This window comes from Pseudooceanicola marinus (assembly GCF_020177265.1).
Taxonomy (GTDB): domain Bacteria; phylum Pseudomonadota; class Alphaproteobacteria; order Rhodobacterales; family Rhodobacteraceae; genus Pseudooceanicola; species Pseudooceanicola marinus_A.
On sequence record NZ_JAIVMC010000001.1, the window covers coordinates 138,438 to 162,921 of the forward strand.

Here is a 24,484-nt window from a genome sequence, read left to right on the forward strand (position 1 = left end):
CTCCAGAACCCGGCAGGGAGCCCAACTTTGGACTATGCCGTGGGGAACGAAAAGCAACTACTTGCTTGAAGGTCATAGCCTGGAGCTATGGGCGGGCCTCAAAACGGTGTCACTCAATCCATCCGAAGAGGCGCAGGACAAGCGGGATCTGTGCCAGAGCCATGGCGCTGCCGGGCTGGATGCGCGCGCCCAGGACCTCCGCTTGACGCAGGAAGGGGGTGACCGGCGGCTTGGTGACGACGTCTCCTGCCGTGGCCCCGGGGCGTAGGCCGGTCAATGGGTGCACGACCGACGTGCCGTCCAGTCCAATGGCGGTGGCATTGATGACCAGGTCATGGGCCTCGACGCTTTCGGGCACCGTCACAGGCTGTACCGAGGGGCCAAGCGCGTCGGCCAGCGTCCTCGCCCTGGCTGCGTCCGGATCCACCAGCTCCAGCCGGGCAACGCCGGCGGCTACCAGCGCCGCCGCAATCGAGGCACCGGCCCCGCCGCAGCCAAAGAGCAGGGCGTGTCGCCCAGACGGGTCGGCCCCGGCCTCTCTCAAGGCCGCAACGAACCCGGCCCCGTCGGTGTTGTCCCCGGTCAGCCTGCCATCGGTGTTGCGGATCACCACGTTCGCCGCGCCAACTAGGCGGGCCGCCGGGGTCAGATCGTCCACCAGCGCCGTCAAGGCGACCTTATGCGGGGCGGTCACCACCGCACCGTCGCAATTGGCGGTGCTGCGCAGCGCAGCGACAAAGCCTGCAAGGGCGCCGGGCGGCACGTCGACGGGTGCCATGAGTGCGTCGATACCGCTGTCATGGGCCCAAGTGTTGACCCCCGCGGGCATGGCCGTGTGGGCGATCGGATGCCCGATCATGTAGGCCAGGCGGGCGGCTGCGGTCGGAGAATTGGACATGTCGGGGCACCTCGGAATTTACTTCGCCGCGCAGAACGTCCTAATGTGACATCTCTGTCAAGACAGGGACTTTCCGCCACCACCTCGCAGAAGCGACAGCAGACGGGTCAAAAATTGCTTTCATTTCGACAGCTTGAGGTTTTCCGCGCGGTCATGCTCACCGGGTCCATCAGCGGCGCAGCGCAGCAGCTCGGGATCGCCCAGCCCACGGTGACCAACACGATCCGCAGGTTGGAGGATGTGCTGGGCATCCAGCTGTTCAACCGATCCGGAGCCCGCCTACGGCCCACGGCGCTTGCCCGACAGATCTTCGATGTGGCTGCCCCGTCGATGACCGCCTTCGAGCAGATTACCGATCGAGTCAACGACATGGTCCGCGGCAAGGGCACCATGTTCCGCATGGGCGTCTCGCCCTCCGTCAGCCAGGCTCTGGCGCCGCGTAGCCTGTCGATCTTCCGCCGTCGTCGACCCGAAATGAAGCTGCGGATGGACACCCTGTCGATGAAGCAGAACCGCGACTATCTCTGGATGGCGGAAGGGACCTGCACGGTCACCATCTTTCCCCTCGACGATCCCGGTATTAATTCATTCCGGATCTCCTCGGCCGGAATGGTCTGCGTGGTGCCAAGGGATCATCGGCTGGCGGCGAAAAGCGAAGTGACGGTGCACGACATCGCCGAGGAGCCGCTGATCTTTTTTCACCCCAACACGCCACACGGCGCACTGGTGCGCCAGATCTTCCAGGCGGCGGGGATTGAGCCCAATATCGCCATCGAGACCCGCTTTGCGGAAACCGCACCGCACTTGATGCGCGAAGGATTCGGCATCGCCCTACAGGATCAGCTTTCGGCCATGGGGGTCACGAACCCCGCGCTGAAGGTGTTGCCGCTGGCAGGCACGCCACGCCAGCCGATCTCTCTTCATTGTCGGTCCGACAACGTCGAGAACATCGAGGTGCAGGAGGCCCGGCGCTGCCTCCTGCAGGCCGCGTTGGAGCTGGGATTGCCGGATGAAACCGGGCTCGAGCCCTGACGCCATAGCTCGGAGCTATGGTTCGCCATAGTCTTCGATCTGGACGGCAGGCCGCGCTAGAGCGCAAGTTACCTCCCGACGAATGAGGAGGTTTCCATTGCTTATCAATGACATGCAGAGAACTGCCTGCACGCGCGCCAGCGCCGCCGGGCTGCCCTTCGCTCTGTGGCGCGATCCCTTTGGGAGAGCCTTCACCGCGCTGATCTCGACGACACAGCCGGAAAAAGAGCCCGTTTTCGGGGAACAAACCGCCCCCGCTTTCGTCATGGCCCCCTTTGATACCGAGGACGGCAGTCAAGCCTGGACATTGCCGGCTGATGTCGTGATTTCGGAAGACGGCCCTCTCTATCGTGACGGCATCGCGCTGGTCGATCACCCGGTGAGCACGGCCCAGGGGCAAATCACAGATCCGACAAGCACGCCTCCGTCGGCACTCAAGACGCCAGACGGCGAAAGCCCTGATCCGACTGATCGGGATTCCTACATGGGACGGGTTGCGCGCGCCGTGGCCAGTATTCGCGCGGGCGACTGTGACAAGATCGTTCTCTCACGCATTGATCCGCGTGCCCTGCCGGATGATCGCGACCTTCTGGATCTGGCTGAAGGTCTGGCCGAGCTTCACCCCCATGCCTTCGTCTGCCTGGTCTCGTCGGAAGCTACGGGCACTTGGCTGACCGCGACCCCCGAGATCTTGCTTGCCAATGACGAAAACGGGATTCGGACCATGGCCTTGGCCGGAACCCAGTGGCCCGAGCCAGACACCGATATTGCCTCGCTGACCTGGCCCCGGAAAATTATCGACGAACAAGCCCTGGTGGCCGACTACATCCGCGAGGCCTTTGCAGCCGAAGGTTTCGACGACGTCGAAGAAACCGCGCCATACACGGTACGTGCGGCCAACCTTTGCCACCTGCGCTCAGACTTCAGCGCGCCGGGTGGCAGCGAAGAGGCGCTCTGCCGGTTGCTGGGCCGACTGCATCCGACCTCCGCGGTCTGCGGCATGCCGAAAGCAGCGGCGCGGGCTTTCATAATGGAAGAAGAGGGGCCGACACGCCGTTTCTATACTGGCTACCTGGGGCCGCGCGGCCTGAACGGAGGCACCCAGCTTTATGTGAATTTGCGGTCTGCCAGCATTTCCGGCAATCAGATCTTCCTGCACGTGGGGGGCGGGATCGTCGAAGCCTCGGACCCCGCCACGGAATGGCAAGAGACGGTCGAAAAAGCCAAGACCATCAGTGCGGTTTTGTAGCCGAAGGCGGCCACAAGACAAGGGTCAGGCGTCGACTGTTCTGTCGTCACGCCTGACCCTGCGACTGCTGAAAGATCAGTTTTGCCAGGGAGACCCGAAGCCGACGTGGCTGCGCAGCACGGCTCACGGACACCCGTCGGCCTTGAACCGGCTCCGACCATTCGCTGCGTGGGCGTGGGCGGGCCGTTTGGCGCAGAGAGCCGCAATCGGGGGGCGCAACCAGAATGCAAGATCTCACAGCTCTCGCACCGTAATTTGCCATCATTCTGCGGCCTGTTCGGCTCGGAGTCTTCGGAAGCAAGCACAGGGGCAGGGTGCGCCTCTCGCAAAGGGTGATGTTGTCTTCGGTCGCCCCGCATGCTTCGATGCCTTAGTTCGTGACGCTATCGTCCGCCAACAAGAACCAACAGGACTTCCCCATGCTCTCCAGAACAGACATGTCTTTCGGTGCGCCGCTTGCGCGCGGCCGGGCCGCCCTTGCGACGCTGACGGCCGTTTCCGCCCTTGCGCTGTCCTCCGCCGCTGCCATGGCGCAGGACTACGACCCGCAGGCCGTAGTGAACATCGGATCGCTCTACGAGCCGCAGAACCTCGACAACACCCAGGGCGCGGGCCAGGGTATCAACGAGGCCTTCAACGGCAACGTCTACGAAGGCCTCTTCGTTCTCACCGACGACGGTGATGTCGAACCCAAGCTGGTGGACAGCTACGAGATCAGCGACGACGGGCTGACCTATACCTTCACGCTGAAAGACGGTGTGACCTTCCATTCCGGCGAGAAGATGACCTCTGCCGACGTGAAAAGCTCGATCGAGCGGGTCACCGCGGAAAATTCCGCCAGTTCGCGCAAGAAGACCCTGACGGTGATCGACAGCATCGAGACCCCGGACGACAAGACCGTGGTGGTGACCCTGAGCGCCCCCTCGATCTCGCTGCCCTACAACCTGTCCTATGTCTGGATCGTCAATGACGACGCCGGCGACATCAGCGCCAGCGAGGACGGTACCGGCCCCTACACGCTGCAGGAATGGCGGCGCGGCTCGGCCCTGGCCATGGTGCCCTTCGAGGACTACTGGGGCGAAGAGCCCACCAATGGCGGCGTGATGTTCCAGTATTTCACCGACGCGACGGCGCAGAACAATGCGCTGCTGACCGGCGCGGTCGACATCATCACCTCGGTGCAGAGCCCGGACGCGCTGTCGATGTTCACCGACAACCCGGATTTCACGGTGTCCGAAGGTGCCTCCACCACCAAGGAGCTGATGGCCTACAACGACCGCGTCGCGCCCTTCGACAATGCCCAGGTGCGGGCGGCCCTGTCGCGCGCCGTGGATAAGGAAAAGCTGCTGCAGGCGATCTGGGGCGACTATGGCACCCTGATCGGGTCCTTCGTGCCGCCGACCGACCCCTGGTACGTCGATCTGAACGACGTGAACGCCTACGATCCGGAAAGCACCAAGGAGATGCTGGCCGAGGCGGGCTATCCCGATGGTTTCTCCTTCACCCTCGACACGCCGGATTACGATCCGCATCCCGTGGTGGCGCAGTTCCTGCAGAACGAGCTGGCCAAGGTCGACGTGGACGTGAAGATCAACATCATCACGGCCAACGAGTGGTACACCAAGATCTACAAGGCGCATGATTTCGATGCGACCCTGCAGGAACACGTGAACCACCGCGACATCGTTTTCTACGGCAACCCGGATTTCTACTGGGGCTACGACAACCCCGAGGTCACCCGGCTGATCAGCGAAAGCGAGAGCGCGCACAGCATGGAGGAACAGACCGAGATGCTGACCGAGGCGAACAAGATCATCGCCGAGGATGCCGCCAGCATGTGGCTGTACCTGTACCCGCAGATCGTCGTCTCCACGTCGAACGTCTCTGGCTATCCGCTGAACGGCCTGAACTCGCAGTTCTTCGCGTATGATATCCAGAAGGCTGACTGAGGCCTCTGATCGCGCGCTATGAAAAGGGGCCGCGCCATAGGGCGTGGCCCCGAAACGTCCGGGGAACGGGATCAAAATGCTCAGATACATTTTGCGACGGCTGGTGATCCTGCTGCTGTCGCTGTTCATTGCCGCGGTGGTGCTCTTCGTGCTGTTGCGCCTGCTGCCGGGGGATCCCGCGAACGCGCTTGTCGGCGTGGGCGCCACACCCGAGCAGATTGCCGCGGCGCAAGCGCAACTTGGGTCTGATCAGCCGCTCGGCGTCCAGTTCCTGTCCTACCTGGGGGATCTTGCGCGGTTCGACCTCGGCAATTCCTTCGTGTCGCGTTCGTCGGTGCTCGACGAGATATCGCGGCGTCTGAGCGTGACGCTTCCGCTGACACTGGCCGCCTTCGTGCTGGCGCTGGTGATTGCCATTCCACTCGGGATCCTGGCCGCGGTGAAGGCCGATCGCTGGTACGGGCTGCTGCTGTCGGTGGTCTCGCAGGTCGGCATCGCGGTGCCGGTGTTCTGGCTGGGCATCCTGCTGGTCTATGAATTCTCGCTGAACCTGCGGCTGCTGCCTTCAGGGGGGTTCCCGCTGCGGGGCTATGCCGATCCGGGGCGCGCCATCGAGTCTATGGTGCTACCGGTGCTGACCATCGCCATTGTCATGTCGGCCTCGCTTATGCGCTACGTGCGTGCGGCGACGCTGGAGGTGCTGGGATCGGATTTCCTGCGCACCGCGCGGGCGCTGGGCGAGAGTCATACTGGCGCGCTGATGCGCCACGGGCTGCGCAACGCGGCGGTGCCGGTAGTCTCGGTGCTGGGCATCGAGCTGTCGACCACTTTCCTTGGGGCCGTTGTGGTGGAGCAGGTGTTCTCGCTGCCGGGCATGGGCTCCATGCTGTTGCTAGGGATCCAGCAGCGGGACTATCCGAACATCCAAGGCGTTCTGATCGTTTCAACCCTGCTGGTTCTGCTGACCGGGTTCCTAGCGGATATCCTGCAACGGGTACTTGATCCGCGTCTGCGCAAGGAGGCCCGCTGATGTCTGCTGAAAGCACCGAACTGCCGCCCCGGCGGCGGCGGGGCAACGCTACTTTCTGGCTGGGACTGATCCTGGTGGGGGTGATCGTCCTCGCTGGGATCGTGTCGTTCTTCTGGACGCCCTATGCGCTGTCGGACATGGCCGGCGGACGGTTGGAGGCGCCGAGCGCGGCGCATTGGGCGGGCACCGACCGCCTGGGCCGCGACCTGTTCACCCAGTTGATGATCGGGGCGCGGATCGCGCTGATCGTCGGCTGCGGTGCCGTGGCCATCGGCGCGGTGATCGGCGTGGCGACCGGGATCCTCGCTGCCTTTGCCACGCGGTTCCTAGATGATGCGCTGGCGGCCTTCTTCGATATTCTGATCGCCTTTCCGACGCTGCTGATTGCCATGCTGGTGGTGGCCGCGCGCGAAGAGGCCTCTCTCGGGACGGCGATCCTGGCGCTTGGCATCGGCCTGTCGCCCATCGTCGGCCGGATCACGCGGATCCTGACGAAACAGGTGCTGGGACAGGATTACATCACCGCGGCGCGGGTCTCGGGCACCTCCTGGGGGGCCATCGTCTACTGGCACATCCTGCCGAATATCGTGCCCTTCCTGGGCGTGAACCTGGCGTTGCAGTTCGGCCTGGCCGTGATGGCCGAGGCCTCGCTGTCCTATCTCGGGCTGGGCGCGCCACCGCCCAATGCAAGCTGGGGGCGGATGCTGCAGGAGGCGCAGGGCACGGTCTATACCGCGCCATGGGGCGCCGTGTTGCCCGGCCTGGCGCTGTTTGCGCTGGTGATCGGGATCAACCTGCTGGCTGACGGGCTGCGCGACCGTTTCGACCCGGCACGGAGGGATGGATGATGGGCGATCTTCTGACTGTGCGCGGCCTGACACTGGCCACCCCGGACAAGGTGCTGGTGGAGGACCTGTCCTTTTCCATCGCCCCAGGCGAGCGTTTCGGCCTGATCGGTGAGAGCGGTTCGGGCAAATCGCTGACCTCGCTGGCGGTCACCGGGCTGCTGGAACCATCGATCCGGCCCGCGGGCAGCATCACGCTGGCCGGCGAGGAGATCATCGGCGCGCCGGAGAAACGCCTTGTGCGGATGCGCGGCGACGCTGTGGCCACGGTGTTCCAGGAGCCGCTGACGGCGCTGGATCCGCTGATGCCGCTGGGCCGGCAGATCGCCGGGCCGGTACGTCGCCGCCTGAAACGCAAGGGGCAGGATGCCGGCCGGGCCGCTGTCGCGCGGGAGGTGCAGACCCTGCTGGAGCAGGTGCGGCTGCCCGAGCCGGAGCGGCTGATACGATCCTATCCGCACGAGGTATCGGGCGGCCAGCGGCAGCGGGTGGCGATTGCCATGGCGCTGGCCTGCCAGCCGCGCCTGCTGATCGCGGACGAACCGACAACCGCGCTCGACGTGACGACCCAGGCGGAAATCGTGCGCCTGATCACCGCGCTGGTCGAGGACCTGGGCATCGCCCTGCTGTTCATCAGCCATGATCTGGCCGTGGTGGGGCAGGTGGCCGAGCGCGTGATGGTCATGCGCGACGGACGGAGTATCGAGACGGGGCCTGCGCAGCAGGTGCTGACACGGCCAGAAGACAGCTATACCCGCAGTCTCGTGGCGGCCGCACGCCGGTTTGACCAGGCCTTGGAGGGACAGCCATGACATTGATGTCGTTGGAGAATGTCGGCTTTGCCTATGGCCCTGGCCGCCGTGTGCTGGAGGATATCTCCTTTACCGTGCCGCGGGGTGCCAACGTGGGCCTGGTGGGAGAGAGCGGATCTGGAAAATCGACGCTGTTGCGGCTGATGCTGGGGCTGGACAGCCCGCAGCAGGGGCGGATCCTGTTCGACAGCGCACCGCTGGAGGCGCGCAACCGGCATTACATGCAGGGCTATCGCAAGCGGGTGCAGGCGGTGTTCCAGGATCCGTATTCCTCGCTCAATCCGGCGCACCGCATCGGGCGGATCGTGTCGGAACCGCTGCGCTCGCTCAAGGTGCCCGGTGATCACCGCAGGATGGCCGAGGAGGCGATTGCCTCGGTCGGGCTGAGCGCGGATACGCTCGATCGGTTTCCGCACCAGTTTTCCGGCGGGCAGCGGCAGCGGATCGCCATTGCTCGCGCCATCGTGGCCCGGCCCGAACTGGTGCTGGCCGACGAGGCGGTGAGCGCGCTCGACCTGTCAACGCGGGTGCGGGTGGTCGACCTGTTCCAGGAAATTTCCGAGAAGATGACGATGGTCTTCGTGTCGCATGACATGGGGGTCGTCGCCGCGCTCTGTGACCAGATGGTGGTGCTGGATCGCGGTCGGATCGTGGAGGCGGGCGCCACCGCCGAGATCCTGCGCAATCCGCAGCATGCCTATACCCAAAGCCTTCTGGCCAGCATCCCGCGGATGCCGGAAGGCCCCGTGGCCCTCTAGTTTCAAGGATATGACATGACCGTTTCCCCAGAGTTCCAACAGGCGCATGCTGCCTGGTTCGAGACCCGCATGGCCAAGCTGACGGCCGAGGACGGCTGGCTGAACCTGCTGGGCCGTTGGTGGGTGACCCCCGGCACGCCTACCATCGGGCGCGGTGCGGCCTGTGACGTGCAATTGCCCGTCGGGCCAGAGTTGCTGGGCCGGTTGACCCTGAACGCCGACGATACCGGTCTCTTTGAAGGCATGGATGGCGAGGCAATCGCGCTCGACAAGGCGGCGGGTGCGTTTGCCTGGCGGGTAGATCGCTTTCTGCTGGAGATCACCTCCCTCAATGAGCTGCGCGCGCTGCGTATCCGCGATGCGGAATCCGAGGCGGCGGCACAGATGAAGCCAATCGCGTTCTTTCCGCTGGACCCGGCCTTGCGGATCACGGCCCGCTGGGAGCCGCTGCCCGAACCAATGAGCCTGACGCTCGACACGATCATCGGCGTGCCCACGCAGGTGCCGGTGACCCATGTGGCGAGATTCGAATTCGCGGGCCGCGAGATGGCCATGCTGCCGACCTATGGCACCGCCGACAGGCCGCAGTTCGTGTTCCGCGACCTGACCTCGCTCGACGATACCTACGCGCATATGCGCTTTGTCTTCGGCGAGGAGGTCACGGAGAACACCGTGGTGCTCGATTTCAACCGGGCGACCAACCCGCCCTGCGCCTTTACCGCCCATGCGGTCTGCCCGCTGCCTCCGCGCGAAAACCTCTTTCCGGTGCGGATTGAAGCAGGTGAACGCCGTCTCTGATAGACGGCGATCCCTATTCGCGCAGTTTCGATACTCGGATGATGCCGTGGCGATGCATACAGGCTCCGCGCGATGACACTGGTGCTTGGTCCCGCAGACCTGATACGTAACAGCAGCGTCGCTTCCAGCGATGCGATCAGGTCGACTTTGTAGTTCGGGTGCGGTTGTGGGCGAGCAAGGCTTGAATGTCCTCCGGCGCGGATAGCCGTAAGGCGATTGAACAACTCGACGAATGCTCCGTCTCGATCCGGCCGGTAGAAGTGCGGACCACTCAAGCATATCTTTCCGTACTGAACGGTATCGGCATCGGGTGTCTTCTTGGCAAGAGATGAGCGGAGGTCTTCGAGGCGGGGTGGTTATTGCGGAAGATGGGCGCTTGAACGCCGCTGCTTGCCTTGCTCTGCCTTTACTATCGCCGCCGCCGCAATCCGCTGGCCGGCGTCACCTGCTTTGTTGAACTTGTGGGGGAAATAGCGCGCTTCTTAAGACGTTCAGGCATGGCTTGTGCCTAGGGAACGGGTGCTGGGGAGGTGAGGAGTGCTCTAGTGGATTCAGGCGCCGACAATGCGGTTCATGCGCAGTTGAAAGGCCGGATGGCCGATCGGGCCTCGGGCGGCGCCTTATTCTGCGTACTGACGAACGTGGGCCAAGGCCGCTATTGTCCACTGGACGACTGATGCAGACCCGGAGGTTTGGCGGAGACGAGGAGAGACTATTTGACGTCGTCGATCCGAGGATCGGTCTGGGATTTCGCGTCGTTTAGCAGGGGCAAAGGGAAGTTCGATCCATCGGTCGCGTCCATCTCGCGGCCGTTCAGCGGCCGATGTGTCCCACGTGCAAATCCTGCATGGGACACTTTTGTACTTAAGAGACGGAAATATAATGATTTTGTGATCGGGAATGGAGCGGGTAGCGGGAATCGAACCCGCGCGTTCAGCTTGGGAAGCTGACAGGCTACCATTACATCATACCCGCCGCGCGAGAGTTGAGGTATGCCAAGCCCCCGGTCGCGTCAAGCGGGAAGTGAGAGGCGTCAGGCGGTTGGCGGTGGCGCTACGGGGAAATGGAGGAGGGGGCTCCGCCCCCGTCGCGCGGGGCGCGACTCCCCCCGGAGTATTTTGGACGAGGTGAAGCAGGGGCGGGGCGCGCGAGGCCGAGGCGCGCGCCCTTGGACGGAGGCGGGGCGAGATCCGGGCGCGGCCTCAGCCTCAGCCGCGCCGCCGCCTGCGCCGCCCGCCGCCGTCTGCGCCGCTGCCGCCGGTGTTGAAGCTGACATCGGGCAGCTGCACCACCTTGGCCAGTTCCGGGAAGGGATCGCTGGCGTGGGGCAGGGCGTTGGCGGCGACGAAATGGGCCTGGAAGGCCGGCGCGATGGCGGTCTCGATCTTGGTGATGCGGGCCACGTTGCCCTCGATCGCGGCGCGGGCCGCAATGTCGCACAGCGCGATCCGGGCGCCGGTGCCGGCGGCATTGCCGGCCGAGGTCACCCGCGCCAGCGGGACATCGGGGATCATGCCCAGCACCATGGCGTGTTTGGCGGAGATATGGGCCCCGAAGGCCCCGGCCAGCACCACGCGGTCTACACGCTCGACCCCCATCTCGTCCATCAGCAGCCGGGCGCCGGCGTAGAGCGCGGATTTCGCCAGCTGGATCGCCCGCACGTCGCCCTGGGTCACGGTGATCAGCGGCCCGCCCTCGGCGCGACCGTCGTGCAGCACGTAGGCATGCGTGCGCCCGTCTGGGATGCAGCGCGCGCTGCCGGTCTGTTCGGCCGATCCGATCAGGCCCGAGGCATCCATGATGCCGGCCATGCGCATTTCGGCCAGGGCTTCGATGATGCCGGAGCCACAGATCCCGGTGACCCCGGTGGCGGCCACGCGGGGGGCGAAACCGGGATCGTCGGACCAGCGCTTCATCCCGATCACGCGGAAACGCGGCTCCTTCGTCACCGGGTCGATCTCCACCTTCTCGATGGCCCCCGGCGCGGCGCGCTGCCCGGAGGAGATCTGCGCCCCCTCGAAGGCTGGTCCGGTCGGGGAGGAGCAGGCCAGCACGCGGCTGGTGTTGCCCAGAAGGATCTCCGCGTTCGTGCCGACGTCGATGATCAGCACGAGGTCCTCGGATTTCTCCGGGGCCTCCGACAGGGCGACGGCAGCGGCATCCGCGCCCACATGCCCGGCGATGCAGGGCAGGATATAGAGCCGCGCACGCGGGTTGATGGCGGCAAAGCCCAGCTCGGCCGCAGGCAGGGACAGGGCGGAGGAGGTGGTCAGCGCGAAGGGCGCCTGGCCCAGCTCCGTCGGGTCGATGCCAAGCGCAAGGTGGTGCATCACCGGATTGCAGACCAGCGTCGCCTCGACGATCAGCGCCGGGTCGATCCCGGCGTCACGCGCCAGTTCCGCCGCGAGGTCCGACAGGGCGCCGCGCACGGCGTTTGTCATCTCGGTGTCGCCGCCGGGGTTCATCATCACGTAGGACACGCGGCTCATCAGGTCCTCGCCGAAGCGGATCTGCGGGTTCATCAGGCCCGAGGCGGCGCGCACCTCGCCTGTTTCCAGATCCGTCAGATGCGCCGCGATGGTGGTGGAGCCGAGGTCGATGGCCAGCCCGTACAGCCCGTCTTCGTGCAGGCCGGGGAAGAGGTGCAGCAGGCGCGGCGCGGCGCCGGTGTGGTCGCGGTAGACCGCCGCCGTCACCCGCCAGTTGCCCTTGCGCAGCACGCCCTGCAGCGCCGACAGCATCGATAGGTCGGCGGTCAGCCCGGTGACGCCCCATTGGGCCTCCAGCGCTGCGGAGAGCCGCTCGAAATCGCCGGAGGGATCGTGCATGTCGGGCTCCGCCACCTCGACGAAGTGCAGCCGGGTGGCGGGGTTCATGGTCAGGGCGCGGGTCTCCGCCCGCTTGCGGATCACCTGGCGGTGGACCTGGCTTTCGGCCGGCACGTCGATGACGACGTCCCCCTGCACCTGGGCCTGGCAGCTCAGCCGCCGCCCCTCGGGCAGACCGCGGGTGCTGTCGTAACGCGCCTCGACGCTGTTCCAGGGGGACAGGGCCGTGTCGGTGACGTGCACCCCGTGTTTCGGGAAATCGCCATAGGCCGGCGTCACCTGGCATTTGGAACAGATGCCGCGCCCGCCGCAGACGGAATCGAGATCCACCCCCAGCTGGCGGGCGGCGGTCAGCACCGGTGTGCCCACGGGGAACCGTCCCCGCTTGCCCGAGGGGGTGAAGATGACGAGCGGGTCGGGATCGGTCATGGGGGCCTTCCGCGGGTTGTCCTGACCCCAGCCTAGGCGGTGGCGTGGGGCGGCGCGGGCCTGTCCCCGACGCGCCGGGGCGCAGTCCCGACATAGGCAGCCCGTGCAGGCCGGTGCCCGGGGCCGCCGGAACCGCCTCTCCGCATGCCCGTCATGCAAGCTCCGCAGGGGCATGATTTCGCCTTTCCCCTGCGTCCGAGACATGTAATAGGGAGGCGCCAAGTGATCTTGTCCATGGAGTGACCCGATGGAGATTCGCGAGGCTCTCACCTTCGATGATGTTCTTCTAGTTCCGGCGGCCTCGTCGGTCCTGCCCAGTACCGCGGATACCAAGACCCGCGTCACCAAGCGGATTTCGATGAACATCCCGCTGCTCAGCTCGGCCATGGATACCGTGACCGAGGCGCGCATGGCCATCACCATGGCCCAGGCTGGCGGGATCGGCGTGATCCACAAGAACCTCGACCTGGAAAAGCAGGCGCAGGAAGTGCGCCGGGTGAAGCGGTTCGAGAGCGGCATCGTCTACAACCCTGTCACCCTGACCCCGGATCAGACCCTGGCCGACGCCAAGGCCCTGACCGAGCGGTACGGTTTTACCGGCTTCCCGGTGGTGGATGAAAACCACAAGGTGGTCGGCATCGTCACCAACCGCGACATGCGTTTCGCCCAGAAGGACGAGACCCCGGTCAAGGTGATGATGACCAAGGACAACCTGGCCATCCTGCACGAGCCCGCCGACCGCGACCGCGCCATCGACATGATGCGCGAGCGCCGGATCGAGAAGCTGCTGGTCACCGATGGGACCGGCAAGCTGACCGGCCTGCTGACCCTGAAGGACACCGAGAAGGCCGTGCTGAACCCCACGGCCTGCAAGGATGACCTGGGCCGCCTGCGCGTGGCCGCGGCCACCGGCGTGGGCGACGCGGGTTTTGAACGCTCCGAGGCGCTGGTTGACGCGGGCGTCGATATCCTGGTGATCGACACCGCCCACGGCCACAGCGCCGGCGTGGTGGATGCGGTGGCACGCGCCAAGGCGCTGTCGAACGAGGTGCAGATCATCGCCGGCAACGTCGCCACCGCCGAGGCCACCAAGGCGCTGATCGGCGCCGGGGCGGATGCGGTGAAGGTCGGTATCGGGCCGGGCTCCATCTGCACCACCCGCATGGTCGCGGGCGTGGGCGTGCCGCAGCTGACCGCAATCATGGATTGCGCCAAGGCGGCGGGCGACGTGCCCGTCATCGCCGACGGCGGCATCAAGTTCTCGGGCGACTTCGCCAAGGCCATCGCCGCAGGCGCCAGCTGCGCCATGGTCGGCAGCATGATCGCCGGCACTGACGAATCCCCGGGCGAGGTGATCCTCTACCAGGGCCGGTCGTTCAAATCCTACCGCGGCATGGGCTCCCTTGGCGCCATGGCACGCGGCTCCGCCGACCGCTACTTCCAGAAGGACGCGGCCAGCGACAAGCTGGTGCCGGAAGGGATCGAGGGGCAGGTGCCCTACAAGGGCCCAGCCGGCGCCGTGATCCATCAGCTGGTCGGTGGTCTGCGCGCCGCCATGGGCTACACCGGTTGCGCCACGGTCGAGGAAATGCGCGCGAACTGCCAGTTCGTGAAGATCACCAACGCGGGCCTGTCGGAAAGCCACGTCCATGACGTGCGCATCACCCGCGAAAGCCCGAACTACCGTATCGGCTGAGGCTCGGACCTCACGCCCGTGACCCCGCAAAGGGCCGGTTGCGCGAAGGCGCACCGGCCCTTTTTCGTGCCGTGCAGCAAGGTCGAGCATGCTGCGCCTTTTCCCGATCAGGTGCTCTGAGGCGAGACAGCTGGAGGTGGCATGCCTTGGTCTTCTTGCCGGTAAGCCTTTGCACTTCGTACGGGTATACAGCATTGTTCCGGCGGGGACGAATATTTGACCGAAGGGTACCATGGGGACGGGATACGCAGAGGACGGGGACCGCACGCGCGATGATGATGCGGCGCGGGCGGCCTGGCTTTATTATCGGGGCGGGATGCGGCAGGACCAGATCGCGCGTGAAATGGGGATTTCGCGCCAGCGCGTACAGCGCCTGGTGGCGCGGGCAACGCAGCAGGGGCTGGTCCAGGTGCGGATCGAGCATCCGATCGCCGCTTGCGAGGAACTGCAGCGCGATCTCGCGGCGCGTTTTGATCTTAAACTCGTTCGTGTGGCGCCGGGGCTGGGGGAGGGCACCGATCCGGTCGCGGCCATCGCGCCCTTTGCCGCCCAGGTGCTGGAGCGGATCCTGGCGGACCAGACGCCTCGGGTCGTGGGTCTGGCCTGCGGCAAGGCCATGAACGCCATGGCCGAGGAAATGCAAAGCATGGACGCGCGCCATCATCGGCTGGTGTCCCTGGTCGGCAATGTCGCTCCGGACGGGGCGGCGGGGTTCCACGAGGCCCTGATGCGTGTCGCCGAACGGGTCGGCGCCCCGCCGCATCTTCTTCCGGTGCCGCTCATGGCGGGTGAAGCGGCGGAGGTGGCGCAGTACAGGGAGATGCCCCATGTGCGCCAGGCTCGGGATCTGGTCGCCACGGCTGGCACCGCCTTTGTCGGGGTTGGCGTGATTGCCACGCCGCTGCCCCTGGCTGACAGTCTGTCTCCGTCGGACGTCGAGAGCCTGCGGGCAGCGGGCGCGGTCGGAGAGCTCTGCGGTCATGCCTTCGATGCGGAAGGCCGCTACATCGACCATCCCTGCAACCGCCGCATGCTGAGCATCCGCATGCCGCTTGGCCGCACGCGGGTGATCGGCCTGGCGGCGGGCCCGAACAAGGTCGCCCCGCTGAAGGCGGCTCTGCGGGGCGGGTTGTTGCAGGGCCTGGTAACCGACGAGGCGACGGCGCGCGCGCTGCTCGACCACTGAACCGATCGCCGCCCCAAGCGGTTGGAAATGTTCAGAAAGAACAAGCGTCTCCTAGCCAGGGCAGGTGGCTGGGCTTGTCATTCCCGGCCGAAATGCCGGAAATGACAAGAGATCGGGGCCTGTCAGTCGAGCTCGGACCGCCAGGGCGGGTTCGCGCCGGCCCGAGAGACGGTGACAGCCGCGACCCGTGCGCCGAAGTCGAGCGCGGCGCGCAGATCGGTCTCGTCGATCGCAGCCAGGTCGGCCTTGCTGAGCCGGCCGCGCGCGGAAAGCTCTGCAAGGACACCGGCATTGAAGGTATCCCCGGCGCCCACGGTATCGACCATCTCGGCGGTGCGGGCGGGCACCTGGATCTCGCCCCCGGCGTGGAAGGCCTCGGCCCCGCGCGCGCCTCGCGTCAGGATCACCAGCGCGCCGGTCTGCGCCTGCAGGGCGCGGGCCTTCTCGCTGGACCCTTCGGCCCCAGGGTGCAGCCAGTCCAGGTCCTCGTCCGAAATCTTGATGATGTCAGCCTGGCCCAGCATCCGCTCCATGCGATCCCGGAAGGCGGCCTCGTCGCGGATGAAGCCGGGGCGGATGTTCGGGTCGATCATCACCACGCGGTCCGCGCATTCCCGGGCGCAGAGGGTGGCGTAGGTCTCCGCCCCCGGTTCGACCGCCAGGGAGATCCCCCCGAAGTAAAGCGCCTCGCAGGTCTCGGGCAGCGCCGGAAGGTCCTCCGGCGCGATCATTCGGCCGGCGGAATTTTCATCGTGAAAACTGTAGCTTGCGCTGCCTTCCTGAAGTGTCACATAGGCCATGGTGGTGGGACGGTCGGCACGGATCAGGCGGGTGGTGTCGACGCCCGATGCGCCCAGGGCCTCCTTCAGCCGCTCTCCGAAGGGGTCGGTGGAAATGCCCGAGATCATGCCGACCTCGGTGCCCAGGCGGCCGAGGGCGATGGCGGTGTTGAAGACGGCGCCGCCCACGTGGGGCACGTAGGCGTCCTGGCCGTCCTTCGTCTTCGCGGGGATCATGTCGATCAGGGCTTCGCCACAACAGATCAGCATCAGCGGGTCCTCCTCCGGGATGGTGTTTCGCGGGCAGGCATAAGGCATTCCGACGCGCGGGGCGAGAGAAAGCGTTATCGCTACCAAGCCGGGTCATCCCCACTTGGGAGAAGCCTGTGGATAACTCTGGGGATGAGCTGGTATGTTTTGGCAGCTCGACATGAAAAAGGCTGGCGGAACAGGGGGCTTGCCTGGATCGTCTGCGCCGTGGGGCCGCCGTTTTGTAGGCCTGAGAAGGTAGTGGCGGGGTGTTGGAAATCTCCGAATTGCAATGTGTTGTGACTATAACCTGTGGTGTCGCGTGAAGCTCCACGCGTCGTGGCCATTCAACTGGCGCCGGGGGCCTGGATCTGTGGACGGTCGCGGGACGGAGATGTGGAGACAAGGTGGATATGTTTTTTGCGGCCCTGGAAAAGGCTTAGGGGTGGAAAGCGCATCGACTTGTCGCGCCGGTGTGTGCGGCCGCGGAAGCGCGGAAAGGTGGCGGTGTTTGATGATGTTTGTAAGTTTTGTTGTTTAACTTCTTGAAATAGTGGGTGAAATGTCCGGCGTGTAGATTTCTTGAGGCTCGCACCGCTCTCCCGTCCGCGTTGGCGCTCAATCGTGGTGTACACGCCTCTGGAGGCCTGTGCGGGCGGTCCCGCTTGCCTCCTCCCGGCGGGCGGTTTAGGGGAAAGGCCTCTGGTCCCGCGCGCAGGCGGCCCGGCCCGCGACTGCGCCCGGTAGATCGTTTGCGCAGCGCAGGAGGCTTTGATGACCCAGACGGTACAACCGCGTGAAACCGCAATCGCCACCGTGCACGCGACCCTGGCCGAGGCCTTCGGCGACCGGCTTCAGACCGGCGCCGCGATCCGCGCACAGCACGCCAACACGGCGACGGGCCGCGGCACCCAGGCGCCCGACATGGTGGTCTGGCCGGAAAGCACCGAAGAGGTGTCGCTGATCCTGCGAACCTGCTGGGCCCAGGGCGTGCCGGTCATTCCCTTCGGCGCGGGGTCGTCCCTGGAGGGGCAGCTGAACGCGCCTCAGGGCGGGGTGTCCCTGGACATGAGCCGCATGGCCGCCGTTCTGGAAACCCACCCCGAGGATCTGCTGGCCGTGGTGCAGCCCGGCATCACCCGCAAGCGGCTGAACGAGGAATTGCGGGCCACCGGCCTGACCTTCCCCATCGACCCCGGCGCCGACGCCTCGGTCGGCGGCATGTGCGCCACCCGGGCGTCCGGCACCAATGCCGTCCGCTATGGCACCATGGCCGACAACGTGCTGGCGCTGGAGGTGGTCCTGGCCGACGGCACCGTCATTCGCACCGGCTCCCGCGCGGCGAAATCCTCCGCCGGATATGATCTGACGCGGATGATGATCGGCTCCGAAGGGACCCTGGGGGTGATCACCGAGGCGACCCTGCGCCTGCGCGGCATCCCGGAAACCGTGCTGGGGGGCATCGCGGCCTTCCCCGATCTCGACAGCGCCGTCTCCGCCGTCATCCTGCTGGTCCAGATGGGGCTGGACATCGGCCGGGTGGAACTGCTGGACGCCATGCAGATCCGCGCCTGCAACGCCTATTCCAAGCTGGACCTGGAAGAGACCGTAACGCTGTTCTTCGAATGCACGGGCACCGAGGTCGTGGCGCAGGACACCGCCGAGACCTTCGCCGAGATCGCCCGCGATGCCGGGGCCACCCATATCGACTGGTCGACCGATCCCGATACCCGCAACAAGCTGTGGGCGGCGCGCCACGACAGCTACTGGGCCGCGCTGGCGCTGCGGCCGGGCTGCAAGGGGCTGGTCAGTGACGCCTGCGTGCCGATTTCTGCCCTGGCGGAGAACATCTCCGCCGCGCAGGCGGACCTGCAGGCCAAGGGGCTGATCGGCACCATCCTTGGCCACGTGGGTGACGGTAACTTCCACGTCGTTCTGATGACCGACCCGGAGGATGCGGACGAGGCCGCGCGGGTCGAGGACTTCCTGCACGCCATCACCCTGCGCGCCCAGGCGGCAGGCGGCACCTGCACCGGCGAACACGGGATCGGGCAGGGCAAGATGGGCGCCCTGGCCGAAGAGGTCGGCCCCGCGCTGGTCGCCATGCGCGCGGTGAAGGCGGCGCTGGACCCCAAGGGCATCCTGAACCCGGGCAAGATCTTCGCCATGACCGACGGGGCCGCCTGATGCAGCCCGCCGCCCGTATTGCCGCCGCCGCCGAGATCCTCGACCGCGTGCTGGAAGGGGAGGCCGCCGAGAAGGCGCTGACCTCTTGGGCGCGAGGCGCCCGCTTCGCCGGGTCCAAGGATCGCGCGGCGATCCGGGACCACGTGTTCGACGCGCTGCGCTGCATGGGCTCCTTCGCCTTGCTGGGAGGGGCGCGGACCGGGCGCGGCCTGATGGCCGGGATGCTGCGCGATTCCAGGCAGGACCCGGCAGGGGTTTTCACCGGCGAAGGGCACGCGCCGGCACCGCTGACCGAGGCCGAGACCGGGCAGGGGCTGAGCGAGGACGAGGCCGGCTGGGCCGATATCCCCGACTGGGTCCGTCCCGACTTCGAGGCCTCTCTGGGCGACGACGCCCTGGCCGTGGCCAACGTGCTGCGCGCCCGGGCCCCGGTGCAGATCCGGGTGAACCGCCGTCTGACGACCCGCGGTGCCCTGCAGACGGAGCTGGCGGACGAGGGTATCACTGCGCAGCCGATGGAGCTGGCCAAGGCCGCGCTGGAGGTCACCGAGGGGGCCCGCAAGCTTCAGCGCACCGCCGCCTACGAGGATGGCCGGTTCGAGATGCAGGACGCGGGCAGCCAGGCCATCTGCGAAGCGGTGCCGCTGGCCGACGGGCAGCGCGTGCTGGACTATTGCGCGGGCGGCGGCGGCAAGTCGCTGGCCCTCGGCGCCCGGGCCGAACTGCGCCTGCACGCCCATGACGCGGCACCCCAGCGGATGAAGGACCTGCCGGCCCGCGCTCGCCGCGCCGGGCTGCGTGTCACCCTGCTGGACAGCGACGATCTGGCCGCCCATGGCCCCTTCGATCTGGTCTTCTGCGACGTGCCCTGTTCCGGCAGCGGTGCCTGGCGGCGCGCGCCCGAGGGCAAGTGGCGCCTGACCCGGGACCGGCTGGAAGAGCTGACGGCGATCCAGGCGCAGATCCTTTACGCGGCCGCGCCCCTGGTCGCCCCGGGCGGGCGGCTGGCCTATGCGACCTGTTCGCTCTTCGATGCCGAGAACGCCGCGCAGATCCAGGCCTTTCTGAACCGCACGCCCGGTTGGCGGCAGGACAGCGAACGGCGACTGACGCCGCTGGACGGCGGTGACGGCTTCTACGTATCGCAACTATTGCGCGACTAATGTCCCATCTCTGCGCGGTGAACGGGCGTGTTCCGCTCGGCGCGGCGACGTTACCCTGTGTCCTGTTAACCATCGCTTAAATCCTGCCGGCGCAAGCTGCGGAGCAGAGTTTGGCGACAGGAGGCAAGGTGGCCCAGACCGGCTTGGCAGCGGAACGGACAGAGCTGGCCCGGCGTGCCCTTGGCGCGCGGGCGCCGCTGCTGTTCGGGCTCAGCCTGGTCTTTGTCATCGTCGCCTCCGTGGTGCCCGACCCGATCCTGACCCTGGCCTTCCTGTTGAGCGGGGTAAGCCTGGCCCTGGTGCTGGGCTGGCTGGCCTTCTGGCCTCAGGGGGCGCAGGCCCCGGCGCTGGACGGGGCCGCCACGAGGCAGGGCCTCCGCGCCTCGGTCGAGGCGGTGCTGGAAAATGACCCGGCCGCGGTCCTGATCACCGGACCGGAAAACGATCTTCTCTTTGCCAACCGTGTTGCCCGGGACATGCTGCCCGGTGGCACGGCCGAGACGCTGGAGGCGGCGCTGGAGCCGCGTCTGGCCCAGCCGGCGGCCGTGCTGCGCCGCCTGCGGATGGAGCTGCAGGATCGCGGCTCCGTGCGCGAGGACCTGGTGGGCCGGGTCGGACACCTTCGTCTCAGCGCCCAGGTTCTGGACAGGGCGGCGGGGCGGGCCGCGCATCGCATCCTCTGGCGCCTGGAAGAATTGGGCGGGCCCCTGGCCGCGGAGGGCGGCGCCCTGCCGATGCTGTCGCTGGGGCGGGGCAATGCGGTGCTCTACATGAATGACGCCGCGCGGGACCTGGCCGGCGGCCGGGTACGGCACCTGGAAGATCTGGTGGTCGAGGGGCCGGAGGACCCGGAGCGCGCCGAGGGGCGCGTGGTGATCCGCACCGCCAGCGGCACGGAGGAGCGGTTCCTGCGCTCTGCCCCCCGCGTCGGTGGCCGGCGCGAGGTGCTGCTGCTGCCCGCCGACCGGGCGCGGCCCGTGGCGCGGGGCAGCGAGCTGATCTGGTCCATGGTCGACGCCCTGCCGGTGCCGATTCTGCGCCTGTCGGTCGAGGGGGAGATCGAGCTGGCCAATGCCGCTGCCTGCCAGTTGCTGTCCATCGGCCCCCGCCCTGACGCGGTGCTGGGGGAGCTGATGGAGGGGCTGGGTCGGTCGATCCCGGAGTGGCTGGCTGAGGCCGCCGGGCAGCCGGTGGACGGGCAGAGCAAGCCGCACTCGGAGTTCCTGCGCCTGTCGCATTCCGAACGTGAGGTCTTCGTTCAGGTGGCGGTGAAGCCGGTGGTGCACGAGGGGCGCAGCGCGCTGATCGCCGTGCTGTCGGACGCGACCGAGCTCAAGACGCTGGAGGCGCAGTTCGTCCAGAGCCAGAAGATGCAGGCCATCGGCCAGCTGGCCGGGGGCGTGGCGCATGACTTCAACAACCTGCTGACCGCGATCACCGGCCATTGCGACCTGCTGTTGCTGCGCCACGATCCTGGGGACCCGGATTACGCCGACCTCATCCAGGTCAACCAGAACGCCAACCGCGCTGCGTCCCTGGTCGGACAGCTGCTGGCCTTTTCGCGCAAGCAGACCCTGCGGCCCGAACCGCTGGACCTGCGCGACACGCTGTCGGATCTGACCCACCTGCTGAACCGCCTGGTGGGGGAGAAGGTGACCCTGTCGCTGAGCCATGATCCGCTGCTGCCGCAGATCCGGGCAGACAAGCGGCAGCTGGAACAGGTGCTGATGAACCTGGTGGTCAACGCCCGCGACGCGATGCCAGAGGGCGGCGAGATCCGCATACAGACCGAGCTGCTGCACCTCGACGGCGAAATGCGCCGCGACCGCGCCGTGGTGGCGCCCGGGGAGTATGTCCAGGTGCGGGTCAGCGACACCGGCCACGGCATTCCGCCCGACAAGCTGCCGAAGGTGTTCGAGCCCTTCTTCACCACCAAGCGCGTGGGCGAGGGGACAGGCCTGGGCCTGTCGACCGCCTACGGGATCATCAAGCAATCGGGTGGTTTCATCTTCATCGACAGCACCCCGGGCGAGGGCACCTGTTTCACGCTGCTCTTCCCCGCGCGGGAGGCGGAGGCGTCGTCCGATGTGGCCCCCGCCGGACCGGTCGAGGCGGAGATGCCCGCGCGCGCCGAGGGCGTGGTCCTGCTGGTGGAGGATGAGGCGCCTGTGCGCGCCTTTGCCGGCCGGGCCCTGCGCCTGCGCGGCTATGACGTGCTGGAGGCCGAAAGCGGTGAACAGGCGCTGGAGTTGCTGGCTGCCACCGACCGTGACATCGACATCTTCGTCACCGACGTGATCATGCCCGGCATGGACGGGCCCAGCTGGGTGCGCGAGGCGTTGAAAACCCGGCCCGAGACGCGGGTTGTCTTCGTCTCCGGCTATGCCGAGGACAGCTTTGCCGACTCGGCCCGGCGCATCCACGGGTCGGTCTTCCTGCCCAAGCCTTTTTCCCTGGCCGAATTGACCGAGACGGTGCAGCGCCAGTTGGCGCGTGGCGCCGTGTCGGGCGACTGACCAGGCCGGGCAGGGGCCGCCCGGGCGGTGCGCCCGCCGGGGTCAGGCGATGGGGATGCTGTCGTAGAGCGCGAATTCCTCGGCCTGCTTGCGCCGCAGCTTGGCCTCCACTTCGGGCGACAGGGCCAGGTCCATCTCGGGGGAGACGTTTTCCCGTGTCGTCTCGATCCGGGTCTCCAGCCGCTCTTCCAGCCAGGCGCGCAACCCGGCCTGATCCTCGTAGCGAAACAGCTTCGTGGCGCAGGTGCCGTTGCCGGCGGGTTCCAGGAACTTGGCCTGGCTGCCGACGTTGGCAAAGCCCGGGCGCTGTCCCTTGCAATAGCCCACGACGAAGTCGTCGAAGCTCAGATCATGGGTGGCATTGGGTTTGCCGGCCATGAAGGGCCGCTGCCGGAACCGATACCAGGAGCCGAGCCAGGAGATCGGCTCGCGCACCACGGCCAGAACGTCCAGATCTTCACCGACAAACTTCTCCAGCATGGGCCGGAAGAACCGATTGTAGCGATAGACGGGGGCGTGTTTCAGCTCGGGCGGATTCGACACCAGGATATCGGCCAGCGGGCCGAGGGCGGATTCGTAGGCGGTTGTTCCGGTTTTGGGCACCGACAGGAACACCAGCCGGGCCTTGGAAAATACCATCATTTCAACCCCCTTGGCCGTCCTGGCCCCTGCATTTGCGCACGTAAACTACTCCTTAACCCTGGCTCCGCAAAGTCGGAAGCTGAAGAATTCGATTGAAATGTTCTCTTTTTGCCCCCATACAGTGGGGAACAAGAGGCGAACATAAGCGCTCATTGCTGCCCCAGGCAGGGTGTGAAATAAGGAAGCAGAGAATGGCAACGGCAGATCTACTCTCCATGAACTCCAAAAAAGACCCCAACAAGCAGAAGGCGCTGGATTCGGCGCTGTCCCAGATCGAACGCCAGTTCGGCAAGGGCTCGATCATGAAGCTGGGGGGCAAGGACGCCATCCAGGAGATCGAGGCCACGTCGACCGGCTCGCTGGGCCTCGACATCGCGCTCGGGATCGGCGGCGTGCCCAAGGGCCGCATCGTCGAGATCTATGGGCCCGAAAGCTCGGGCAAGACCACGCTGACGCTGCATTGCGTGGCCGAGGAACAGAAAAAGGGCGGCGTCTGCGCCTTCGTCGACGCCGAACATGCGCTGGACCCGGGCTATGCCCGCAAGCTGGGCGTCGACCTGGACGAGCTGCTGATCTCGCAGCCCGACACCGGCGAACAGGCGCTGGAGATCACCGATACGCTGGTGCGTTCGGGCGCCGTCTCCATGGTCATCGTCGACTCGGTCGCGGCCCTGACGCCCAAGTCGGAACTGGAAGGCGACATGGGCGACAGCTCTGTCGGTGTCCACGCGCGTCTGATGTCCCAGGCGATGCGCAAGCTGACCGGCTCGATCAGCCGCACCAAGTGCACGGTGATCTTCATCAACCAGATCCGCATGAAGATCGGCGTGATGTTCGGCAGCCCCGAAACCACGACGGGCGGCAACGCGCTGAAGTTCTACAGCTCCGTCAGGATGGACATCCGCCGCATCGGCGCGATCAAGGACCGTGACGAGGTGGTCGGCAACTCCACCCGCGTCAAGGTGGTGAAGAACAAGGTGGCGCCGCCGTTCAAGCAGGTGGAATTCGACATCATGTATGGCGAAGGCATCTCAAAGACCGGCGAACTGATCGACATGGGCGTGAAGGCCGGCGTGGTCGAGAAATCGGGCAGCTGGTACAGCTATGGCGACGAACGGATCGGGCAGGGGCGTGAGAACGCCAAGACCTTCCTGAAGGAAAACCCCGACATCTCCTTCGAGATCGAGGACAAGATCCGTGCCGCCCACGGGCTGGAGTTCGGCGAGAACTTCTCCGAGGAGGACGATGGCGACGTGATGGAGGGCTGAGGCCCGCCGTCATAACGACCTGGTAGAGAGCGGCCCCCGGGCCGCTCTTTGCGTTTGCAGCCCTGTTGTCTGTGGCGGGTCGCGCGCCGCGCGCCCGGTGGCTGATGCGGCGGTGGCAGCGTCAGAAAACCCGCCGCCCCGGCCCGTGCCTGCAGGGAAGGCCCATGTCA

General features: G+C 66.5%; 18 protein-coding genes and 1 tRNA gene. 14 read left to right on the forward strand and 5 right to left on the reverse strand.

Annotated features, from left to right (window positions below):
* Positions 1–109 precede the first annotated feature (109 nt).
* On the reverse strand, positions 110–898 hold the full coding sequence (locus LC066_RS00720; RefSeq protein ID WP_224896132.1) for a shikimate dehydrogenase family protein: 789 nt from the start codon (positions 896–898) through the stop codon (positions 110–112).
* A 45-nt stretch (positions 899–943) separates the two neighbouring features.
* On the opposite strand from LC066_RS00720, the gene LC066_RS00725 reads away from it, so the two are divergent.
* The 8 genes from LC066_RS00725 to LC066_RS00760 all read left to right on the forward strand — a co-directional run bounded on the left by LC066_RS00725 (position 944) and on the right by LC066_RS00760 (position 9,371).
* On the forward strand, positions 944–1,930 hold the full coding sequence (locus LC066_RS00725; protein ID WP_222481058.1) for a LysR family transcriptional regulator: 987 nt from the start codon (positions 944–946) through the stop codon (positions 1,928–1,930).
* A gap of 97 nt (positions 1,931–2,027) precedes the next feature.
* On the forward strand, positions 2,028–3,179 hold the full coding sequence (locus LC066_RS00730; RefSeq protein WP_224896133.1) for a chorismate-binding protein: 1,152 nt from the start codon (positions 2,028–2,030) through the stop codon (positions 3,177–3,179).
* Positions 3,180–3,598: 419 nt separating this feature from the next.
* Positions 3,599–5,128 carry an ABC transporter substrate-binding protein gene (locus tag LC066_RS00735; RefSeq protein ID WP_224896134.1) on the forward strand — a complete coding sequence of 510 codons (1,530 nt, stop codon included), beginning with the start codon at positions 3,599–3,601 and terminating at the stop codon, positions 5,126–5,128.
* A 76-nt stretch (positions 5,129–5,204) separates the two neighbouring features.
* The gene (locus LC066_RS00740; protein ID WP_085890115.1) at positions 5,205–6,158 is read left to right on the forward strand and encodes an ABC transporter permease; all 954 of its coding nucleotides are present in this window, start codon (positions 5,205–5,207) and stop codon (positions 6,156–6,158) included.
* The gene (locus tag LC066_RS00745) at positions 6,158–7,006 is read left to right on the forward strand and encodes an ABC transporter permease (RefSeq protein WP_224896135.1); all 849 of its coding nucleotides are present in this window, start codon (positions 6,158–6,160) and stop codon (positions 7,004–7,006) included. The genes LC066_RS00740 and LC066_RS00745 overlap by 1 nt, the downstream gene beginning before the upstream one ends.
* Complete coding sequence (locus LC066_RS00750; protein ID WP_224896136.1) at positions 7,003–7,815, forward strand: ATP-binding cassette domain-containing protein; 813 nt, start codon at positions 7,003–7,005, stop codon at positions 7,813–7,815. Before LC066_RS00745 ends, LC066_RS00750 begins: the two co-directional genes overlap by 4 nt.
* The gene (locus LC066_RS00755; RefSeq protein WP_224896137.1) at positions 7,812–8,573 is read left to right on the forward strand and encodes an ABC transporter ATP-binding protein; all 762 of its coding nucleotides are present in this window, start codon (positions 7,812–7,814) and stop codon (positions 8,571–8,573) included. The genes LC066_RS00750 and LC066_RS00755 overlap by 4 nt, the downstream gene beginning before the upstream one ends.
* A 15-nt stretch (positions 8,574–8,588) precedes the next feature.
* The gene (locus LC066_RS00760) at positions 8,589–9,371 is read left to right on the forward strand and encodes a DUF1684 domain-containing protein (RefSeq protein WP_224896138.1); all 783 of its coding nucleotides are present in this window, start codon (positions 8,589–8,591) and stop codon (positions 9,369–9,371) included.
* 901 nt (positions 9,372–10,272) lie between these two features.
* Here the strand turns inward: LC066_RS00760 and LC066_RS00765 are convergent.
* Positions 10,273–10,346: transfer RNA gene (locus LC066_RS00765), tRNA-Gly, on the reverse strand.
* A 233-nt stretch (positions 10,347–10,579) separates the two neighbouring features.
* On the reverse strand, positions 10,580–12,628 hold the full coding sequence (locus LC066_RS00770; RefSeq protein WP_224896139.1) for an ASKHA domain-containing protein: 2,049 nt from the start codon (positions 12,626–12,628) through the stop codon (positions 10,580–10,582).
* A gap of 247 nt (positions 12,629–12,875) precedes the next feature.
* On the opposite strand from LC066_RS00770, the gene guaB reads away from it, so the two are divergent.
* Both guaB and LC066_RS00780 read left to right on the forward strand, forming a co-directional pair.
* Positions 12,876–14,324, forward strand: a complete 1,449-nt coding sequence (guaB, locus tag LC066_RS00775; RefSeq protein ID WP_222481042.1) for an IMP dehydrogenase — start codon at positions 12,876–12,878, stop codon at positions 14,322–14,324.
* Between the two features lie 232 nt (positions 14,325–14,556).
* Positions 14,557–15,510, forward strand: a complete 954-nt coding sequence (locus LC066_RS00780; RefSeq protein WP_224896140.1) for a sugar-binding transcriptional regulator — start codon at positions 14,557–14,559, stop codon at positions 15,508–15,510.
* Positions 15,511–15,632: 122 nt separating this feature from the next.
* Here LC066_RS00780 and LC066_RS00785 read toward each other — a convergent pair whose 3' ends face one another.
* Positions 15,633–16,559 (reverse strand): carbohydrate kinase family protein, encoded by a 927-nt coding sequence (locus LC066_RS00785; protein ID WP_224896141.1) that lies wholly within the window; start codon positions 16,557–16,559, stop codon positions 15,633–15,635.
* Positions 16,560–17,312: 753 nt separating this feature from the next.
* Here LC066_RS00785 and LC066_RS00790 point away from each other — a divergent pair.
* The 3 genes from LC066_RS00790 to LC066_RS00800 all read left to right on the forward strand — a co-directional run bounded on the left by LC066_RS00790 (position 17,313) and on the right by LC066_RS00800 (position 22,404).
* The gene (locus tag LC066_RS00790) at positions 17,313–18,725 is read left to right on the forward strand and encodes an FAD-binding oxidoreductase (RefSeq protein WP_224896142.1); all 1,413 of its coding nucleotides are present in this window, start codon (positions 17,313–17,315) and stop codon (positions 18,723–18,725) included.
* Positions 18,725–19,888, forward strand: coding sequence for an RsmB/NOP family class I SAM-dependent RNA methyltransferase (locus LC066_RS00795; protein ID WP_224896143.1), 1,164 nt, complete (start codon positions 18,725–18,727; stop codon positions 19,886–19,888). Before LC066_RS00790 ends, LC066_RS00795 begins: the two co-directional genes overlap by 1 nt.
* 128 nt (positions 19,889–20,016) lie before the next feature.
* Positions 20,017–22,404: an ATP-binding protein gene (locus tag LC066_RS00800; RefSeq protein ID WP_224896144.1), complete on the forward strand. Its 2,388-nt coding sequence runs from the start codon at positions 20,017–20,019 to the stop codon at positions 22,402–22,404.
* A 42-nt stretch (positions 22,405–22,446) separates the two neighbouring features.
* Here the strand turns inward: LC066_RS00800 and LC066_RS00805 are convergent, their stop codons facing one another.
* The gene (locus tag LC066_RS00805) at positions 22,447–23,046 is read right to left on the reverse strand and encodes a gamma-glutamyl kinase (protein WP_224896145.1); all 600 of its coding nucleotides are present in this window, start codon (positions 23,044–23,046) and stop codon (positions 22,447–22,449) included.
* A 191-nt stretch (positions 23,047–23,237) separates the two neighbouring features.
* Between LC066_RS00805 and recA the strand changes: the two genes are divergently transcribed.
* Positions 23,238–24,314, forward strand: coding sequence for a recombinase RecA (recA, locus tag LC066_RS00810; protein WP_224896146.1), 1,077 nt, complete (start codon positions 23,238–23,240; stop codon positions 24,312–24,314).
* The last annotated feature ends 170 nt before the right edge of the window (positions 24,315–24,484 follow it).